Below are 16,446 nucleotides of genomic sequence, written 5' to 3'. Positions count from 1 at the left end.
CCCCGCAGTCCCGGGGTCGGCGGGTCGGTTCAGGCGAGCTTGGCCGAGAGGGTGATCGGGACGGCCTTGAGGGCCTGGCTGACGGGGCAGTTGACCTTGGCCTGCTCGGCGGCGGCGACGAACGCCTCCTCGTCGAGGCCGGGGACGGTGCCCTCGACGGTCAGGTGGATGCCCGTGATGCCCTCGCCCGGCTGGAACGTGACGTCGGCCGAGGTGGTCAGCTTGGCGGGCGGCGTGCCCGCGCCGGCGAGGGCGTGCGAGAAGGCCATGGAGAAGCAGCTGGAGTGGGCGGCCGCGATCAGCTCCTCGGGGCTGGTCTTGCCGTTCGCCTCCTGGGTGCGGGCGGCCCACGTCACGGGCTGCTGGTCGATGGCGCCCGAGGAGTCGAAGGTCACGACCCCGTTGCCCTCGATCAGGTTGCCTTCCCAGACGGTGTGTGCGGAGCGCGTGGTGGCCACGGTTCTTCCTTTCGCGTGGGTTACCCGTCGGGGGACGGGTTTTCCGTCCCCCCATCCGATCACACTCTCGCTCACCGCACGCGGAACACCGGCCCCCGAGCCGTGAACGGCAACCGGCGGCCCTGGGGGACGAGGTAGGCGTGCTCGCGCCGGATCCGCAGGACGTCGCACCAGCCGTCGGTGATGACCAGGAGCGGCGCGCCGGGCGGGAAGTCGTCGGCGCGGTGCAGCAGGTCGATCCCGGGCTGCAGGACCGTGCCGCCGCGCCCGTGCACGCGGACCCGGCCCGCGATGTCGCCGACCGGCAGATAGCCCGCGTCGTGCGGGGCCGCGTCGCAGAACACGACCCGGGCCGCCGGCACGTCGCGGGCCTGTGCGTAGGAGGCGATGGCGCCGAGCGCCTTGCCCAGGAGGGTGCGGTCCATGGATCCGGAGGTGTCCAGGACGACGCCGAAGGTGCAGCGGGCGATCTCCTCGGGCGGGAACCAGCGGCCGGCGCGCGGGATGTCGGGGGTGGACGCCTGGCGGCGCGAAGGACGGGCGAAGGTGCGCAGCGGCTCGGGGCGGGGCACGAACTCGTCGAACCAGCGGGCGAGTTGAGCGTCCCAGGGCAGTGGCGGATGGCTGAGCGCGCGGATCTCCTCCACCAACCCGCCGGGCAGGAAGCCGCGTTCCTGCCTCCGGTGCAGGTCGAGACCCTGGGCGAGGCCCCGGCGGTAGAAGCCGTCGAGGTCGACGTGGTCGCAGGGCGGCCCGAGCGGGGCGCCGAGGACGTCGCCCAGGCCCTTGCCGCGCAGGGTGGCCAGACGTCGCATCCGGCGCAGGTCCACGGTGAGGCGGTCGTAGACCTCCTCGGCGGACAGGCCGGCCAACCGGACGTCGTACAGCAGCCCTTCGGGCATGACACCGACCTGCATCTCGCGCAGCCAGCCGTTGATGACGTAGTCGCAGGCGACGTTGAACAGATAGGGGTCGCGGCCGCCGCAGCGGTCGCCGTGGCGCAGCGCGGCGTGCAGCATCTCGTGGGCCAGGACGAACCGCCACTCCTCGTCGTCGAAGGTGCGCAGCGGGTTGACGTAGATCTCGCCCGCCTCCGCGTTCACGGCGGCGATCGAGATCCCGTGCGCACGGGCGAGTTCGGCGTCGGCGACGAGCTCGACGCCGGCCGCGAGGGCGCCGAGCAGGGGGTAGGAGGAGACGAACCAGCTCAGGGCGCGCTCCCAGGGACGGCGGTCGGGCGCGGAGCCGTCGAGGGAGTCGCGTCGGCCGCCCGCCATGTCCATCGCGGCGGACACGGTGCGGGTCAGGGCGGCGGCGAACGCCAGCTGCCAGTCCGGCGCCTGCCCGGCGTACCGGCCCCACGGGACGAACACCTGGTCGGCCTCCCTCCCGGCGGCGCCGCAGTGCTCGTACGCGGTCGGCAGTCCGGTGCGCCGCCAGCGGGCGGCGAGCTGCTCCTCGTCGCCGCCGGGGTACGTCGGCGGAAGGTCGTCCGGGGCGGCGCCGACGCGGAAAGTCAGCAGAAAGCGGTTGACGACCGTGCATCGCGCGGCGAGTTCGTACCGGTCGGGCTGATCGCGCCGGTCCCTGGACGCCGGGAGGTGCCCGAAGCCGAGGTGGAGGGCGGCGTGCGCGAGCGACCAGGCCCAGCGGGCGGGTTCGACGATGCGGGTCGGGTGCACGTGCAGGGTGCCGTTGGAGTCGGCGCGCACGAGTCCGTCGCGGGGAGCCGTGGGGCACGCCTCGCGACGGCAGACGTCCAACTCGACGGCGGCCAAGGCCGGGTTGGCGCGCATCACGGCGAGACCGGACTCGAAGTGCTCCCTGGCCAGGTCGCGTTTCTTCTTGTCACGGTCGGCACGGGTCACCGGCGCGCCTCCACCAGCCGGGGCATGTCCCGGGCCGCCTCGACCAGGAACCAGGCGGGCAGCACGGGGTTGCCGTCGGCGTCGGAGGCGATGACGGTCTGGGCGACCTCCACGGAGATCTCGGCGAGCTGCACGAGCAGCGACTTGGCGCGGTACGCGGTCTGCCGGCCCTTCGCGGACATGTGCTCCTTGACCGCGGGAAGCTCCTTGACCAGTCGGCCGCGGAAGGCGTCGGCGAGGTAGTAGAGCAGGTCGCGGTCCTCGACGCGGTGCGGCCAGGAGGCCTCGCCCTTCAGGACGGCCTCGATGCCGTACCGGCTGCGCACGATCTTGACGTAGCCGCAGAAGGCGGTGGCGTGTGCGGGCGTCAGCGTGCCGTGCGCGAGGACCTTCAGGGTGTCCTCGTCGAGGTCGCGGCCGAAGGAGTGCAGGGCGTCGGAGAGCATGTGCCAGGAACGGGGCGTGGAAAACGGTTCCTCGGTTTTCGGCGGCTTGGACCACAGGTGGTCGGGCCGGTCGGTGAGGTGGTCGAGGATCCACGGGTGGATGCCGTTGCCCGCGGCCCAGCGCAGCCAGTCCTTCGCGGACGCCTCCAGGTGCACATGGGTGAGACGGTTGACGAGCGCGGAGGCGATGGGCCGGGCGAGCGCGTTGTCGGTGGCCCGGTTCCCGGCCCCGATGACGATCGAGCCCTCGGGCAGCTCGTAGTCGCCGATCCGGCGGTCGAGGATCAGCGAGTAGAACGCTTTCTGCACGTCGGGCGTGGCAGCGTTGAGCTCGTCCAGGAACAGACAGTAGGGCTCGTCGCGGGCGATGGCCTGGGGCGGGCAGAACACCGAACGGCCGTCGCGGATCTGGGGCACGCCGATCAGGTCCTCGGGCGCGAGCTGGGTGCCGAGCAGGCTCACGCATTCCAGTCCCAGGGACTGCGCGAACTCCCTTACCAGGGAGGACTTTCCGATGCCGGGGGCGCCCCAGAGGAACACCGGTCGCACGGTGGCGAGCCCGAGCAGGAGTTCGGGGACACGGGAGGGCGTGACGGCGACGGCAGCCTGCAAAGCAGGACTCCTCGGGGGGAAGGCGAAGGGTGCGCGAGTGCGCGGGACGGGCGGAGGGATCCGCACGGACAGTGTGGGCCCGTGTTTCTCCCGGCGCAGCCGAATTTCAGGCGACGTGCTCCTCCGGCGCCGTCTCCGGCTCCGGGCCCGGCTCCGTGACCGGCTCCGTCTCCGCGTTCGTGCCCGGCTCCGTGTCGGTCGCCGTGTCCGGCTCCACCGGCACCTCGGGTCCGTTGGACTCGCGCAGCCAGCGCCGCAGCACGCGGTGGACGTGCTCCGCTCCGACCGGCTCCGCACCGTCCTCGACGGGCACGGACAGGGCCAGCGGGGAGAGCAGGAACGGCCGGGCCTGGGCGCCGCCGAGGCCGCCGTGCGAGCCGATCTGTTCCTCGAAGGCGAGGACCTCGCCGTCGGCCGGGTCGTGGAAGGAGTTGACCATGATGTCGGCGGTGTGCGGGAAGGAGTGGGTGCGGCGCACGGCGTCGGCCGCGCCCGGCCCGAACTCGGCCAGCGGGCCCGGGTCGTCGTCGAGCCGGTCCAGGGGGATCTCCGCGCCGTACGCGCCGAGGACGACCCCGCCGTGCTGCTCGCTGCGCACGAGGAGGAACCCGATGCCGGGGTGGTTGGCGAGCGTGGTCAGCAACGCGGGGTGACGGGCGTCGATCTCCTCCTTGCTCATCCGGTGCGGCACGTCCGGGAAGGAGATGAGGCCGAGGTTGCCCGAGGCGAGCACGACCGGCTCCGAGCCGCGGCCGGCCGGGCGGTGGTGTGCGCCGTCCTCCTCCACGGGCCGGCGCAGTGCCGCGCGAACAGCCGCCCGGGCCTCCGCGCCGCTGTGGGTGCGCTCGGCCCGGCGCGGCACGGGCAGTCCGCAGCCGGCCCGGACCAGGTCGCCGAGGGTGAGGCCGTAGCGGGCGTGGAACGTTTCGCCCGGGCTCTGGCCGTGGTCGGACAGCACGACGATCCGGTAGGGGCGGGGGGCGTGTTCGGCGACGCTCTCGATCAGCGCGAGCGCCCGGTCGAGCCGCCCGAGCACCTGCTCGGTGTCCCGCCCGAGCGGCCCGGAGTGGTGCGCGACCTCGTCGTAGGCCACCAGGTCGGCGAAGACGGCGGTGCGGCCGGCGAGCATGTCGCCCGTGACGGCCGCCACCACCACGTCCCGCTCGACGACGGTCGCGAAGGCGCGGACGAGGGGGTAGAGGCCGCCACGCCCCACGCGCGGGCGCTCCTTGCGCAGGCGGGCACGGGTGGACTGGGCGATCTCGCGGACCACCTCGGCGACGAACGACAGAGCCGTGCGCACCGCGTTGGCCGGGTCGCAGAAGTACGCGAAGTAGCCGTCCCTCGACCGGTTCTCCCGGCTGCGCCGGCGCGCGGCTATGGACAGCACGAGCGCCTGCTCGTCGGCGCCGCCGCTGAAGAGGTTGCCGCGGCTCGCGCCGTCGGCGGACAGCAGCCCGCCGTCACCGGTGCGTTCGACCGCCCGGCGTTGGAGTTCGGCGGCGCTGGTAGGGCGGTTGCAGACCATCACCTCCCCGCTGTCCTTCTCGTACCAGCGGAAGGCGGGCACGTCGTGGTTGCTGCCGTGCAGGATGCCCAGTTGGCTCGCGCCGGTCTGGCTGGACCAGTCGGTGCGCCAGGGGGTGAGGCGGTGCGTGGCTCCGCCGTCGACGGCCCGGGCGCTGCCCTGCCCCGGCCCGCTGCCCAGCCACCTGGCGACGGTCGGCATCAGCCCTTTGCGCACGGCGGCCTGCAGCACGTCGTGGCCGACGCCGTCGAGCTGGAGGAAGACGGTGCCGGGCGTGTCGGGACAGGCGGGGCCGCGTCTTCGGCGGCGGTCGGCCAGCCGGTACAGACGGCGGCGGTAGGCGTCGTCGTCGCGGACGGCCAGGGCGCCGCCGGTCGCGGAGGCCACGGCGGACATCACGGCGGCGACGATGACGGCGGTCTCGGGGGCCGCCTCGCTCTGCCCGGAGGGGTTCAGCCGCAGGGCGAGCAGCAGCAGCGAGCCGTTGAGGAAGAACACCAGCAGGCCCAGGACCAGCGCCGGCACCAGCAGCAGCAGGCGCACGAGCAGCGGCCAGACCAGGGCCGACAGCACGCCGAACACCCCGGCGCCGACGGCCGCGGTCACGGCGATGGTGGTGGAGCTGTCGCCGTCGGCGGACTGCAGCCGGAAGTCCGGCAGTATCCCGGCCAGCACCAGCATCGTCAGCGTGGACACACCCCACACCGCGATGCTGCGCCCGGCCTGGCTGAAGGCCCGCCGCCACCGCACCCCACGCACGCCCCGTACACCTCGCGTTCCGGCCCCGACGCCCGCGGGGCCGTCCTCCACCTTGTCATACCGCCGTCCCGGGCCTCCGGGACCACCGTCTACCGTCCGTCGTAGCCGGCCGTCGGCATCGACAGCCTGCGGTGCACCCGGGCCTTCATCTGCGCGTCGTAGGCGGGCTCGGCGCTGCCGACGGTCTCCATCCGCACCCCGCGCCGCGCGCACTCCGCGGCGAACTCCTCGATGGACGACAGCGCGCTCTCCAGCACCCGGCGGCTCGGCGCGACGAACAGGTCGACCCCGGGCCGGACGCCGTCCCACAGCACACAGTGGTCGGCGCGCACCGCGCGCACCAGCAGTTCCCGGCCGACGACGTATCCGCGCTCCGCCGCCCACCGCGCGCACATCGCGTGCTGACTTCGGGAGTCCACCAGGAAGGGATCGGCGTCCAGTTCCTCGAGCGGCGTCAGACTCGCGATCGCCGTGACCCGCATGACCCGCAACGGTCCCATGGCGTCCCCCTCACCTCCGGGTTTCGCCGCCGACCCTACTCCTGCCCGTAGGCTTCGGGGGAGTCGCGCGAAGGAGGCAAAGAGGTGCCGGTGGAGATCACGTGGTGGGGTCATGCCACCTGCACGGTCGAGGATTCGGACGTACGTGTGCTCACCGACCCCCTGTTCGCGCGGCGGCTCGCGCATCTGCGCCGCCGCCGGGGCGTCCTGCCCCGGCCCGAGGCCTGGCAGGCGGACGTGGCGCTCGTCTCCCACCTGCACGCCGACCATCTTCATCTGCCCTCGCTGGCGCGCCTCGCGCCGGGCACGCGCCTGCTGGTGCCTCAGGGCGCTCCGCGCGCCGTGCCGGGGTTGCGCCGGCTGCGTCATCTGCGGCTGAGCGAGGTGGCGCCGGGGGACGAGACGCGAGTCGGCGACCTGCTGGTCCGCGCCGTGTCCGCGCGGCACGACGGGCGCCGGCTGCCGGTCGGACGTCACCGCTCCCCCGCGCTCGGATATGTGATCGAGGGCCGGGCGCGGACGTATTTCGCCGGGGACACCGGCCTGTTCGAGGAGATGGCCGAGGAAGTCGGGCCGGTCGACGCGGCGTTGCTGCCCGTGGGCGGTTGGGGGCCCTATCTCGGCGAGGGGCACCTGGACGCGGGGCGCGCGGCCGAGGCTGTGCGCCGGCTGGCCCCCCGAAGCGCCGTGCCGGTGCACTACGGGACGTACTGGCCGATCGGCATGGACGCCGTGCGCCCCCATGAATTCCATGCTCCCGGTGAGGAGTTCGTGCGCCTCGCGGCGGAGCGGGCACCGGGGGTCGCGGTGCACCGGCTCGGGCACGGGGAGAGCGTGCGTCTGAAGGCCGACCGGTGACCGTGCTGGCCGCCGCGGCCACGACGGTCATACCGACGCAGGCCACGCAGCAGGCGCTCGGCTATCCGTCCCTGTTCCTGCTGGTGCTGATCGGGGCGCTGGTGCCGGTGGTGCCGACGGGAGCCCTGGTGAGCACGGCGGCCGTGGTCGCGTTCCACCAGAAGGCGCCGTTCTCCCTGGCGCTGGTGTTCGTGACGGCGTCGCTGGCGGCGTTCTGCGGGGACGCGGCGCTGTACTGGCTGGGGCGGCGCGGGATGCGGTCGAAGAACGGCTCGCGCTGGCTGGAGGCGATCCGCTCGCGTGCGCCCGAGGAGCGGCTGGCGCAGGCCCAGGAGAAGCTCGCCGACCACAACGTGGCCGTGCTGGTGCTGTCCCGGCTGGTGCCGGCGGGCCGGATACCGGTGATGCTGGCCTGTCTGATGGCGAAGTGGCCGCTGCGCCGCTTCGTGCGGGGCAATCTGCCCGCGTGTCTGGCGTGGGCGGTGACCTACCAGCTGATCGGGATCCTGGGCGGCTCGCTGTTTCCCGAGCCCTGGGAGGGCGTGGTCGCCGCGGTCGTGCTGACCGTGGTGGTCAGCACGGCGCCGAGCCTGTGGCGCCGGGTCAGACGGACCCGGACCGCCTGAGGCCGCAGCGAGCGCCATGACGGCACGCGGGCGCGTGGTATCGCGTCGGGCTCATGACGTCACGCCGGTCACGGGATCACGGCGGGCACGGACGTCGCCCGGGGCAGGAGCGCGAACGGCCCGGCGCGGGTCACTCCAGGACGCGTGAGCCGCCGACGGGCAGGTCCCACAGGTCGTCCCGCTCCAGGCCCGCCCTCTCCCAGGCCGCACGCACGCGGGTGAGGGGTTCGAGGACCGGCTCCGCGGACAGCACGAACGTGCCCCAGTGCATCGGGGCCATACGCCGGGCGCCGAGGTCGAGGGCCGCGCGGACCGCTTCCTCCGGGTCGCAGTGGACGTCGCTGAGCCACCAGCGCGGGTCGTAGGCGCCGATCGGCAGCAGCGCCAGATCGATGCCCGGGTAGCGCTGTCCGATGCGGGAGAACCAGTGACCGTAGCCGGTGTCCCCGGCGAAGTAGACGCGCTGTCCGTCGGGGGCGGTGAGCATCCAGCCGCCCCACAGGGTGCGGCAGGTGTCGACCAGGGTGCGCTTGGACCAGTGGTGCGCGGGCACGAAGTCGAAGCGCACGCCGGACAGTTCGGCCGCCTCCCACCAGTCCAGCTCGGTGACGCGGGTGAACCGGCGGCGCAGGAACCAGCGGCCGAGCCCGGCCGGCACGAACACCGGTGTGTCGCGCGGGAGCCGGCGCAGTGTGGGGGCGTCCAGGTGGTCGTAGTGGTTGTGGCTGATGACGACGGCGTCGACCCGCGGCAGCTCCTCCCAGGGGACGCCGACCGGGGTGATGCGGGCCGGGGTGCCGAGGATGCGGCGGGACCAGACCGGGTCGGTGAGGACGGTGAGGCCGCCGATGCTCACCACCCAACTGGCGTGTCCCGCCCAGGTGACGGCGATCGTGCGGGCGTCCACACGGGGCGCCGGGGCGGGTGCGACGGGCAGCCGGGGAATGTCGGCGAGCCCCTCCTTGCCGGGCCGCACCGAGCCCTCGCGGGCGAACCGGGCGAGGGCCTTGAGGCCCGGCAGGGGTGACGTCAGCCGGTCGTGGAAACTGCGCGGCCACACCCGCCGCTCGCCCGGCGGACGGGGCTCGGCGAGCGGCGGGGCGGGCCGCGACAACGGCGACAGGGAGGACGGCGGGGACAGCGGGGCCGGGGCGTCGTCGCCGCGGGCGGCGACCGTGGCGGAGGTGGTGGCGCCCTCGTGGGAGGCGACCGTGCCGGCAGTGGTCTCGGACTGCTGCGTCATCGAGGAGGCTCCCATCGCTGAGCGTCGTCACGGAGATCGTCGAAGACGGACCTCAAGAGCATCAACGCGCGTTGCACGTGTGGCAGTTCCAACGGCGTGGGGGAAGTGAGGCATTCCCTGCGCTGCGCGTCCGTCCCGTCCAGGAGCATGCCGGTGGACAGCCGGACCCGCAGCGCCCCGAGGTCGTCCCCGAAGCGGTGACCGCCCGGCGCGGGCATGCCGAGCCGGGCGGAGAGGAAGTCCTCGAGTTCCTGGGCGTCGCCGACCCCGTGCGCGGACAGCGCCTCGCGCAGCGGGCTCAGGTCGGCGTACAGGTGACGGCCGGCCCGGGGCGGGCGGGCCAGACCGCCCGCGGCGACCACGGCGGAGTGCAGCGCGTCCGCCACACGCGCGTGCAGGCGTACGGCGGTGGCCACGCGCGTGGTGACGGGCTCCGGCTCGGCCAGGGCGTAGGCGGCAGCGGCCGCCACCGGGGCGGCCACGCGTCCGTCGAGGGCGGTGAGCACGTCGAGCACGCGCGCGTGCAGGCCGTCGCCGGCCGCCGTCGCGGGGAACCGGGCGATCGCCGCGGGCCAGCCCGCGGGCAGCAGCGCGCCGGCGAGGTCGCTGACGACGGTGACCTGCTCGGGCAGCATGTCGGCCGGACTGACCAGCACGGTCTCGTGCGGGGCGTGCAGCGTGTCGCGCCAGGTCTCGTCGCTGACCAGGTGCAGGCCCTCGCCCGCGGCGGCCTCCACGGCCGCGTGCAGCACCTCGGGCGGCGCGACGGTCGCGGTGGGGTCGTCGGCCACGGACAGCACCAGCAGCCGCGGGTCGCCGCCCTCGGCGCGCACCCGGCGCACGGTCTCCAGCAGGGCGTAGGGATCCGGGACGCCGCCGCACTCGGCGGGCGTGGCCACATGGAAGACGGGTCGCCCCAGCAGACGTGCGTACGGCGCCCACCAGGCCGCACAGGGCCGGGGCACCAGGACGTCGCCGCCGAGGGCGGCCGTCAGCGCGAGCAGCAGGGCGGGGGCGCCCGGGCCGGCCACGACCCGGCCCGGCCCGGCGGGGGCGCCGCGTCGGGACCAGTAACCGCGGGCCGCGTCGAGGAGGGCGGGGCCGCCGCCGACCGGTTCGCCCTCGGCACGGCCGGCTGCCCGGGCCAGCACCGAGGCGAGTTCCGGCAGCACCGGCAGGACGTCGGTGGGCGGCGGCGGGCCGTAGCGGACGGGCCCGTGGCCCTGCGCGCGGCCGCGGCCCGATCCGGGTCCGTCGGCCGCGGAGCGATCGTCCGGCACCGGCCCCTCGTCCGGCACGGAGCCGGGCTCCCGGACGGGTCCCTGGTCCCCCGGCTCCGTCCGTGGCATCGCGTCCTCCGCGCAGTCCGTCCCTCGTGTCGTGCTCGGCGCCCTGTGGCGTCCCGGCCGTGGGACGTCACAGGGCGCGTGGTGCGCGCCGTCCCGTCCGGGACTCGGCGTTCGCAGGGGGCCGGACCCTCGTAGGAGGCGGTTCGTGCCCCCTGGGGGATGAGTACCCGGTGGGGCGGCGCCCCATGACCGCCGTCTGGCGTTGCGCCGGTCACATCGCGGGCCCGGGCCGCCCGTACGCCGCGGTCAGGCGTCGCCCGCGGGGGCCCGGCGGCGCAGCCGGTGCACGGCGGCGCCGAGGCCACCGGCGATCAGCAGTCCGCCGGCGATCAGCGCGGGCACGGAGTCGGTGAAGGCACCGCCCTCCCCGGCCTGTACGCCGTGGTCGACGGTCGCCGGGGCGCAGGAGGCCTCCTCGGAGGCCGCGCCGTGCTGCAGCGGCTCGGGCCGGGCGCACGGCCGGGCGGTGGAGCAGGCGTCGGAGTGCGGCTGGGTGGCGCCCGGGGTCTGCGGGCAGGGCCGGCCGGTGGCGCAGGACGCGCCGGCTGTCGCCGCCGTGCACGGCTGCGTCGGGCCGTGGGCGACCTCCAGGGAGGCGGTCCAGGGCCGGCCCTGGGCGCCGGGCGCGGCCGGGCAGGTGCCGTCGACGGTCCAGGCGGCGTCCGCCACGGCCGCGTCCGGGCTCGCCTCCAGGTCGGCGGCGGGGGCGATCCGGGCGGTGCCCCGGTAGGCGGCGCCGGTCTGGGCGTCGTCGCCGGGGATCTTGTCGAGCTTGACGGTGCCCTCGGCGAAGGCGCGCGAGGTGGCGTCGAGGCTCTCGGGTGCGGGGGCGGCGAGAGGGCCGCAGGCGACGGACACGCTGACGCTGTCGCCGGGGGCGACGCTGCCCGGGCTGACCTCCGCCGACGGGTCCGCGGAGGCGGCCGGACCGACGGCGACCAGGACGGCACCGGCCACGGCCAGAGCGGAGAGGAAGTGGGCGGTGCGACCCATGGGACGGCTCCTTCGGCCGGTGGCTGCGGGACGGGGCGTCGCCGCCCCACAGCCATCACAGCCCGAGGGGGCCCGGGCCGCGCGCGGCCGGACGCCATTGGCGGGACGGACGCCCCCATGCGGGTGACGCCGACCGGCTCACCGCGTCTGCGGCGCCATGCCTGTCTCGATGTTCCGTACCGGGCTCATGCCGGGCCCGTAGCGGGCTCACGCCGGGCTCATGCCGGGGCCGTGCCGGCTGGGCATCCGTGCCACCGGTACCGCCCGGACCGGCGGAGACGCCTCGCCCGGTCCCTGACCGGCACGGCCGGGGCCGCGCGCACCGGCAAGACCGGAGGGAGCCGGGCCGGAGGCCTCGCGCCGCCCCCTCGCTCCGCAGGCCCTCGCGCCCGCGCCCCGACGCCCCAGACCCTCACCCGACCTTGACGTCGGCATCCGGCATTCCGCCTGCCGCGTCCGTCTGGACCCCGTCGTTCAGACCCCGTCGTTCAGGATCTGCTCCCGCAACCGGTCGCAGCACCGATTGATCAGCCGGGACACGTGCATCTGCGAGATCCCCAACTGCTCGGCGATCCGGCTCTGGGTCATGTCCCCGAAGAACCTCATGTACAAGATCGTCCGGTCTCGCTCGGACAGGGCGGCGAGCCTGGGCCGGACGGCCTCCCGGTCGACGACCTTGTCCAGCGCCGGGTCCGCCTCGCCCATGGTGTCGGTGAGCGAGTACCCGCCTTCGGCGCCCGGCAGCTCGGCGTCGAGCGACAGCGCGGTGAAGCTCTCCAGCGCCTCCAGCCCGGTGCGTACGTCCTCCTCGCTGAGCTGCGCGCATTCGGCGAGCTCGGCGACGGTGGGCCGTCGGCCCGAGGTGGTCCGGGCCAGCTCCTGGCCGGCGCAGCGCACCCGGTTGCGCAGGTCCTGGACGCGACGGGGCACGTGCAGGGTCCACATGTGGTCACGGAAGTGGCGCTTGATCTCGCCGGTGACGGTGGGCACGGCGTAGCTCTCGAAGGCGTTGCCGCGCGCGGGGTCGTAGCGGTCGACGGCCTTGACCAGGCCGAGGGCGGCGACCTGGCGCAGGTCGTCCTGGTTCTCGCCGCGGTTGCGGAAACGGCCGGCGAGGCGGTTCGCCATCGGCAGCCATGCCTCGACGATCTGGGCCCGAAGGGCGTCGCGCCGCTCCCCCGGAGGCAGGGCGGCGAGCCTGCGGAAGGCGTCGGCGGTGTCGGGGGCGTCGTCGTGCGGATGGTGCTTCGTGTGCGCTCGGTTCGGCATGGGACGCAGCAACTCCCTGAGCAATGCTTCGGGTTGGCCGGCCTTTCGTGGAAGCAGCCGCGGCCCGACCGGACTTTGAGGGGCCACGAGGTCGGGACCCGCCACGGACGTGCCTCCGGTCCGAAGCACTGAGGCTGCGCCTGCCCCGGACTCACGCCTGCAAACACCGCCCAGGTTTTCGGACGGCCTGCGGGGTCACCCGTGCCCGTGCACGGCCGACTCCCGAATTTCCGCTTCTTCCCCAGTCAGGGAGGTCCCGTTCATGACCGCCACGGTCTGCGAACACATTCCGAGACGACTGCACGCCTGGGGCGTGGACCACGTCTTCGGCTGCCCCGGCGACGGCATCGAGGAACTGCTCGCCGCCTTCGACCGCACCGAGGACGCGCCGCGTCTCGTGCGGTCGACGCACGCCCGGACGTCCGCGTTCCAGGCGGTGGGCCACGCCAGGTTCGGCGGACGTCCGGGGGTGTGCGCGGCGGCGTCCGGGCCGGACGCGATCCAACTCCTCGGCGGTCTGTACGACGCGAAGCTGGACCGCGTCCCGGTGCTGGCGATCGTCGGACGCCGACGGACCGGCGGGGACGACCCGCACCGGCCCGAGATGGACCCGTACCTGCTGTTCAGGGACGTCGCATCGGAGTTCCTGGAGACGGTGACGACCCCTCAGGAGCTTCCGGACGTCCTGGACCGGGCCCTTCGCACCGCGTACGCCCGCCGCTGCCCGGTCGTGGTCGTGGTCCCCGAGGAAGTCCAGGAGCTCGACCGCCCCGAGCCCCCTGAGTCCGCGGGGCCCCCGGCCGGCTTCGGTGGGGTCTCGGCCGGTCCCGGCCGGGACGAGGGGGCGCCGGCCCCCTCGGCGGAGTCGTTGGAGCGGGCCGCGGAGATCCTCAACTCCGGTGACAAGGTGGCGATCCTGGTCGGTCGGGGCGCTGCCGGCGCGAGCACCGAGGTGCGCCGGATCGCCGAGCTCCTCGGCGCGGGTGTGGCCAAGGAGCTGCTCGGCAAGGACGTGGTCAGCGATGAACTCCCGTACGTCACCGGCACGGTCGGACCGCTGGGGACCCGCCCGTCCTACGAGCTGATGCGCGACTGCGACACCCTGTTGACGATCGGCTCGTCGTTCGCACACCCGCCGTTCCTGCCCGAGCCGGGCCGTGCGCGCAGCGTCCGGATCGACGTCGAACCGGACCCGACGGGGACGGACCGTCCGTCGGACCGCTGCTCATCGGACCACGCGTCAGACCGGCCCGCGGACCGGCCCGCGGGGGGTCGGTCGGGCGATCCGTACGAGGTGGAACTCGTCGCGGACGTGCGGGAGACGCTGGGGCGGCTCATCCCGACGATCCGGAGCGAGGAACGCGGCCGCGAGTGGTTCGAAACCGTTTGCGACAACGTGCGGCGCTGGGACGAAGTGCTGGACCGCAGGGCTCGGTTGTCGGCCGACCCGATCAACCCCGAGCAGGTGGCCCGCGTCCTGGACCGGTTGCTGCCGCCCGACGCGATCCTCACCTGCGACTCGGGCCCCGTGACGGGCTGGTACGCCCGCCATCTGACGATGCGGCCGGGCATGCGGGGCGCCCTCTCCTTCGGCCTGGCGGCGACGGGTTGCGCGGTGCCGTACGCGATCGGCGCGAAGTTCGCCCACCCGGACCGGCCGGTGATCGCGCTGGTGGGCGGCGGGGCGACGCAGCTGGACGGGCTCGTGGAGCTGCTCGCCGCGGCGAGGTACCGGGACCGGTGGCGGGACCCGCGGCTGGTCGTCGCGGTGTGGAACGACCGCGGCCTCGACCGGGGCGCCCGACGGACGGAGGACACGGAGGACGACCCTGCGGTCCCCTCCGTCCCCTCCGTCCCCTCCGTCCCGTCGCCGGACGTGCCGTACGCGGCGTTCGCCCGCTCCCTGGGGCTGACCGGGGTGCGGGTGGAGACGCCCGAGGACGTGGAGTCGGGCTGGCGGACCGCACTGGCGGCGGACGGCCCGGCCGTCGTGGAGTTCCTCACCGACCCGACGGTGCCGCCGGTGCCGGCTCACGCCACCTGGGAACAGCTGGGGGCCGCCGCCGCGGCGGTCCTGAAGGGCGAGCCCGACGCGGGCTCCGTGGTCCGGCACGCCTTCAAGGCGAAGATGCAGGAGTTCCTGCCGGGCCCGCAGGCCGGGTAGGTCCGCAGGCTCGCCCCGTCCTCGCCCGGGCCATCACCACAGGTCAGAGTGTTTTTCGAAGAGCCCGGCGGCGATTCCGTGTCGGCCTGCCCTCCTCGGGTACGCGGTGGCCACCCGAAGATCTGGAGGGCGAGACATGCAGCGAGGCAGTGACCGGCTGAGCGTGCACCGGGACGACGAGATGAAGCACGAACTGCAGGGCCTGCTGAGGTCCGGACACCCCACTCGCACGGAGGAGTGGCACGACCCGGAGCCGTCCGCCGAGGACGACCCCGAGGTGTGGGGCGGGCCGGTGGTGCCGGGGAACCCCCGGGCGTCGCTGGAATCGGTCCGGCTGGAGCTCGCCAGGATCCTGGGACGGACCTCGTTCCCCGCCGGGCCGGGTGCGCTGGCGGTGGGCCTGCGCCGCGAGAACGCGCCGGACGCGCTCGTGGAGGCGGTGCAGGAGCTGCCGCACAAGGAGCGCTACACCAACGTGCAGCAACTGGCCGAGGCGCTGGTCGGCGCCGGCGGCTGACCCGCTCGGCGCGGCAGGCCATCCCTGATGAGCAGACCATCCCTGATGACACGGAAAGGATGTTGAACCCTCATGCGCATCGCGTTTCTGACGGCACCGGAAGGCGTCGAGCAGGTCGAGCTCACCGAGCCCTGGCAGGCGGCGGTGGACGCGGGTCACGAACCCGTCCTGGTGTCGACCGAATCGGGCAAGGTGCAGGCCTTCAACCACCTCGACAAGGCCGACACGTTCATGGTGGACGAGGTGGTCGGCGAGGCTTCCGCGGATTCCTTCGGCGGCCTGGTCCTGCCGGGCGGAGTCGCCAACCCCGACTACCTGCGCACCGACGACAAGGCGGTCGCGTTCGTCAAGGCGTTCTTCGAGCAGGGCCGCCCGGTCGCCGCGATCTGCCACGCCCCGTGGACCCTGATCGAGGCCGACGTGGTCCGGGGCCGTGTGCTGACCTCGTGGCCGAGCCTGCGGACGGACATCCGCAACGCCGGCGGCGAGTGGGTCGACGAGCAGGTCCGGATCTGCGACCACGGTCCCGGCAAGCTCGTCACCAGCCGCAAGCCGGACGATCTCGCGGCGTTCTGCGAGGCGTACCTGCGCGTGTTCGCCGCGGAAGGCGACTGACGGACGACGGGGACGACGAGGACGGCGGGAACGGCGCGGGGCGCCGGTGAGGGGCGCGGATGCTCCCCTCACCGGCGCCCCGCTTCACGACGCAGACCGGCGCCCCGCTTCTCACACGACGGTGGTGGGCACAGCTGCGGCGGTCACCCCTGATGGTCCTCGTGATGGGCCTCGCTCCGGCGGGCGCGCCGAGCGGGCCGTCGTTCAGGCCCCGCCGGAGCCCGCCGTCGTTCCCGGCCCCCACTTGCCGACCGGAGCGCCCGCCGGGCCGCGCACGTCCGTCCCGGCGGTCCGCTCCCGGGCCCCCTCGCGGGTCCGGCCCGGAGAGACGAAGCGGCTCGGGTTGCGGCGCAGGTACTCGCCCTCCAGCCGGGCCATGCGGTCGTTGTGGGCGCGCAGCGCGTCGTTCGAGCCGTACAGCAGCGTGTCGTGGCGCGTGCGGTGGATCGTCTCCAGCTCTCTCATCAGCTGCTGGTCGTCCAGCCGGTCCGGGTCGACTCCGGTCATCGTGGTGCCCCGCTCGTCGTGTTCGTCCATACGGTTCGGGTACCCGCCCCCGGAAGCACTACCGGCGCTGCCCCCGAGCAGCATCCGGGAGGGAGTCACGGATCTCGCTTTCCTTGCCTCCACTGTACGAACAT

The 16,446-nt window shown here is 74.3% G+C and carries 15 protein-coding genes; 5 read left to right on the top strand and 10 right to left on the bottom strand.

The genetic code is table 11. The annotated features are described in order from the left end of the window. Nucleotides 1-29: 29 nt before the first annotated feature. From BG482_RS35460 to BG482_RS35440, 5 genes are all read right to left on the bottom strand, one after another. Nucleotides 30-458 carry an OsmC family protein gene (locus BG482_RS35460; protein WP_069773328.1) on the bottom strand — a complete coding sequence of 143 codons (429 nt, stop codon included), beginning with the start codon at nt 456-458 and terminating at the stop codon, nt 30-32. Between the two features lie 71 nt (nt 459-529). Further along, nucleotides 530-2,326, bottom strand: a complete 1,797-nt coding sequence (locus tag BG482_RS35455) for a hypothetical protein (RefSeq protein ID WP_069773327.1) — start codon at nt 2,324-2,326, stop codon at nt 530-532. Then, nucleotides 2,323-3,384, bottom strand: a complete 1,062-nt coding sequence (locus BG482_RS35450; RefSeq protein ID WP_069773326.1) for an ATP-binding protein — start codon at nt 3,382-3,384, stop codon at nt 2,323-2,325. Before BG482_RS35450 ends, BG482_RS35455 begins: the two co-directional genes overlap by 4 nt. Before the next feature lie 106 nt (nt 3,385-3,490). Beyond that, nucleotides 3,491-5,617: a phage holin family protein gene (locus BG482_RS35445; protein WP_370745941.1), complete on the bottom strand. Its 2,127-nt coding sequence runs from the start codon at nt 5,615-5,617 to the stop codon at nt 3,491-3,493. Between the two features lie 143 nt (nt 5,618-5,760). Beyond that, a complete protein-coding gene (locus BG482_RS35440) occupies nt 5,761-6,171 on the bottom strand; it encodes a hypothetical protein (protein ID WP_069773325.1) in 411 nt (136 codons plus the stop codon). An 84-nt stretch (nt 6,172-6,255) separates the two neighbouring features. Between BG482_RS35440 and BG482_RS35435 the strand changes: the two genes are divergently transcribed. Continuing rightward, nucleotides 6,256-7,029: an MBL fold metallo-hydrolase gene (locus BG482_RS35435; protein WP_069773324.1), complete on the top strand. Its 774-nt coding sequence runs from the start codon at nt 6,256-6,258 to the stop codon at nt 7,027-7,029. After that, a complete protein-coding gene (locus tag BG482_RS35430; RefSeq protein ID WP_069773323.1) occupies nt 7,026-7,655 on the top strand; it encodes a DedA family protein in 630 nt (209 codons plus the stop codon). Before BG482_RS35435 ends, BG482_RS35430 begins: the two co-directional genes overlap by 4 nt. A gap of 130 nt (nt 7,656-7,785) precedes the next feature. Here the strand turns inward: BG482_RS35430 and BG482_RS35425 are convergent, their stop codons facing one another. The 4 genes from BG482_RS35425 to BG482_RS35410 all read right to left on the bottom strand — a co-directional run bounded on the left by BG482_RS35425 (nt 7,786) and on the right by BG482_RS35410 (nt 12,509). After that, nucleotides 7,786-8,898 (bottom strand): MBL fold metallo-hydrolase, encoded by a 1,113-nt coding sequence (locus BG482_RS35425; protein WP_069773341.1) that lies wholly within the window; start codon nt 8,896-8,898, stop codon nt 7,786-7,788. Next, nucleotides 8,895-10,247, bottom strand: coding sequence for an aminotransferase class I/II-fold pyridoxal phosphate-dependent enzyme (locus tag BG482_RS35420; RefSeq protein ID WP_107450866.1), 1,353 nt, complete (start codon nt 10,245-10,247; stop codon nt 8,895-8,897). The genes BG482_RS35425 and BG482_RS35420 overlap by 4 nt, the downstream gene beginning before the upstream one ends. Before the next feature lie 246 nt (nt 10,248-10,493). Next, nucleotides 10,494-11,240, bottom strand: coding sequence for a hypothetical protein (locus BG482_RS35415; protein ID WP_069773322.1), 747 nt, complete (start codon nt 11,238-11,240; stop codon nt 10,494-10,496). A 474-nt stretch (nt 11,241-11,714) separates the two neighbouring features. After that, nucleotides 11,715-12,509, bottom strand: coding sequence for an RNA polymerase sigma factor SigF (locus tag BG482_RS35410; protein WP_069773321.1), 795 nt, complete (start codon nt 12,507-12,509; stop codon nt 11,715-11,717). A 262-nt stretch (nt 12,510-12,771) separates the two neighbouring features. Here BG482_RS35410 and BG482_RS35405 point away from each other — a divergent pair, with 262 nt between their 5' ends. The 3 genes from BG482_RS35405 (at nt 12,772) to BG482_RS35395 (ending at nt 15,805) form a co-directional block, all read left to right on the top strand. Beyond that, entirely contained in the window at nt 12,772-14,673 is a 1,902-nt protein-coding gene (locus BG482_RS35405; RefSeq protein WP_069773320.1) for a thiamine pyrophosphate-binding protein, read from the top strand. Nucleotides 14,674-14,809: 136 nt separating this feature from the next. Then, entirely contained in the window at nt 14,810-15,190 is a 381-nt protein-coding gene (locus tag BG482_RS35400) for a DUF2795 domain-containing protein (RefSeq protein WP_069773319.1), read from the top strand. 72 nt (nt 15,191-15,262) lie between these two features. Further along, entirely contained in the window at nt 15,263-15,805 is a 543-nt protein-coding gene (locus tag BG482_RS35395) for a type 1 glutamine amidotransferase domain-containing protein (RefSeq protein ID WP_069773318.1), read from the top strand. Nucleotides 15,806-16,009: 204 nt separating this feature from the next. On the opposite strand, the gene BG482_RS35390 is transcribed toward BG482_RS35395, so the two are convergent. Further along, complete coding sequence (locus BG482_RS35390; RefSeq protein ID WP_256096580.1) at nt 16,010-16,342, bottom strand: DUF6158 family protein; 333 nt, start codon at nt 16,340-16,342, stop codon at nt 16,010-16,012. Between the last annotated feature and the right edge of the window lie 104 nt (nt 16,343-16,446).

This window comes from Streptomyces sp. LUP30 (genome assembly GCF_001746365.1).
In the GTDB taxonomy this organism is placed as follows: Bacteria; Actinomycetota; Actinomycetes; order Streptomycetales; family Streptomycetaceae; genus Streptomyces.
Note: the sequence above shows the minus strand (reverse complement) of the source record. Positions and strands in the feature narration are given on the sequence as shown.

Bases quoted from the DNA above. Each gene is read 5' to 3' on its own strand.
- BG482_RS35400 (WP_069773319.1), top strand. From the start codon at position 14,810: ATGCAGCGAGGCAGTGACCGGCTGAGCGTGCACCGGGACGACGAGATG.
- BG482_RS35410 (WP_069773321.1), bottom strand. From the start codon at position 12,509: ATGCCGAACCGAGCGCACACGAAGCACCATCCGCACGACGACGCCCCC.
- BG482_RS35420 (WP_107450866.1), bottom strand. From the start codon at position 10,247: ATGCCACGGACGGAGCCGGGGGACCAGGGACCCGTCCGGGAGCCCGGC.
- BG482_RS35440 (WP_069773325.1), bottom strand. From the start codon at position 6,171: ATGGGACCGTTGCGGGTCATGCGGGTCACGGCGATCGCGAGTCTGACG.
- BG482_RS35390 (WP_256096580.1), bottom strand. From the start codon at position 16,342: ATGGACGAACACGACGAGCGGGGCACCACGATGACCGGAGTCGACCCG.
- BG482_RS35415 (WP_069773322.1), bottom strand. From the start codon at position 11,240: ATGGGTCGCACCGCCCACTTCCTCTCCGCTCTGGCCGTGGCCGGTGCC.
- BG482_RS35405 (WP_069773320.1), top strand. From the start codon at position 12,772: ATGACCGCCACGGTCTGCGAACACATTCCGAGACGACTGCACGCCTGG.
- BG482_RS35395 (WP_069773318.1), top strand. From the start codon at position 15,263: ATGCGCATCGCGTTTCTGACGGCACCGGAAGGCGTCGAGCAGGTCGAG.
- BG482_RS35425 (WP_069773341.1), bottom strand. From the start codon at position 8,898: ATGACGCAGCAGTCCGAGACCACTGCCGGCACGGTCGCCTCCCACGAG.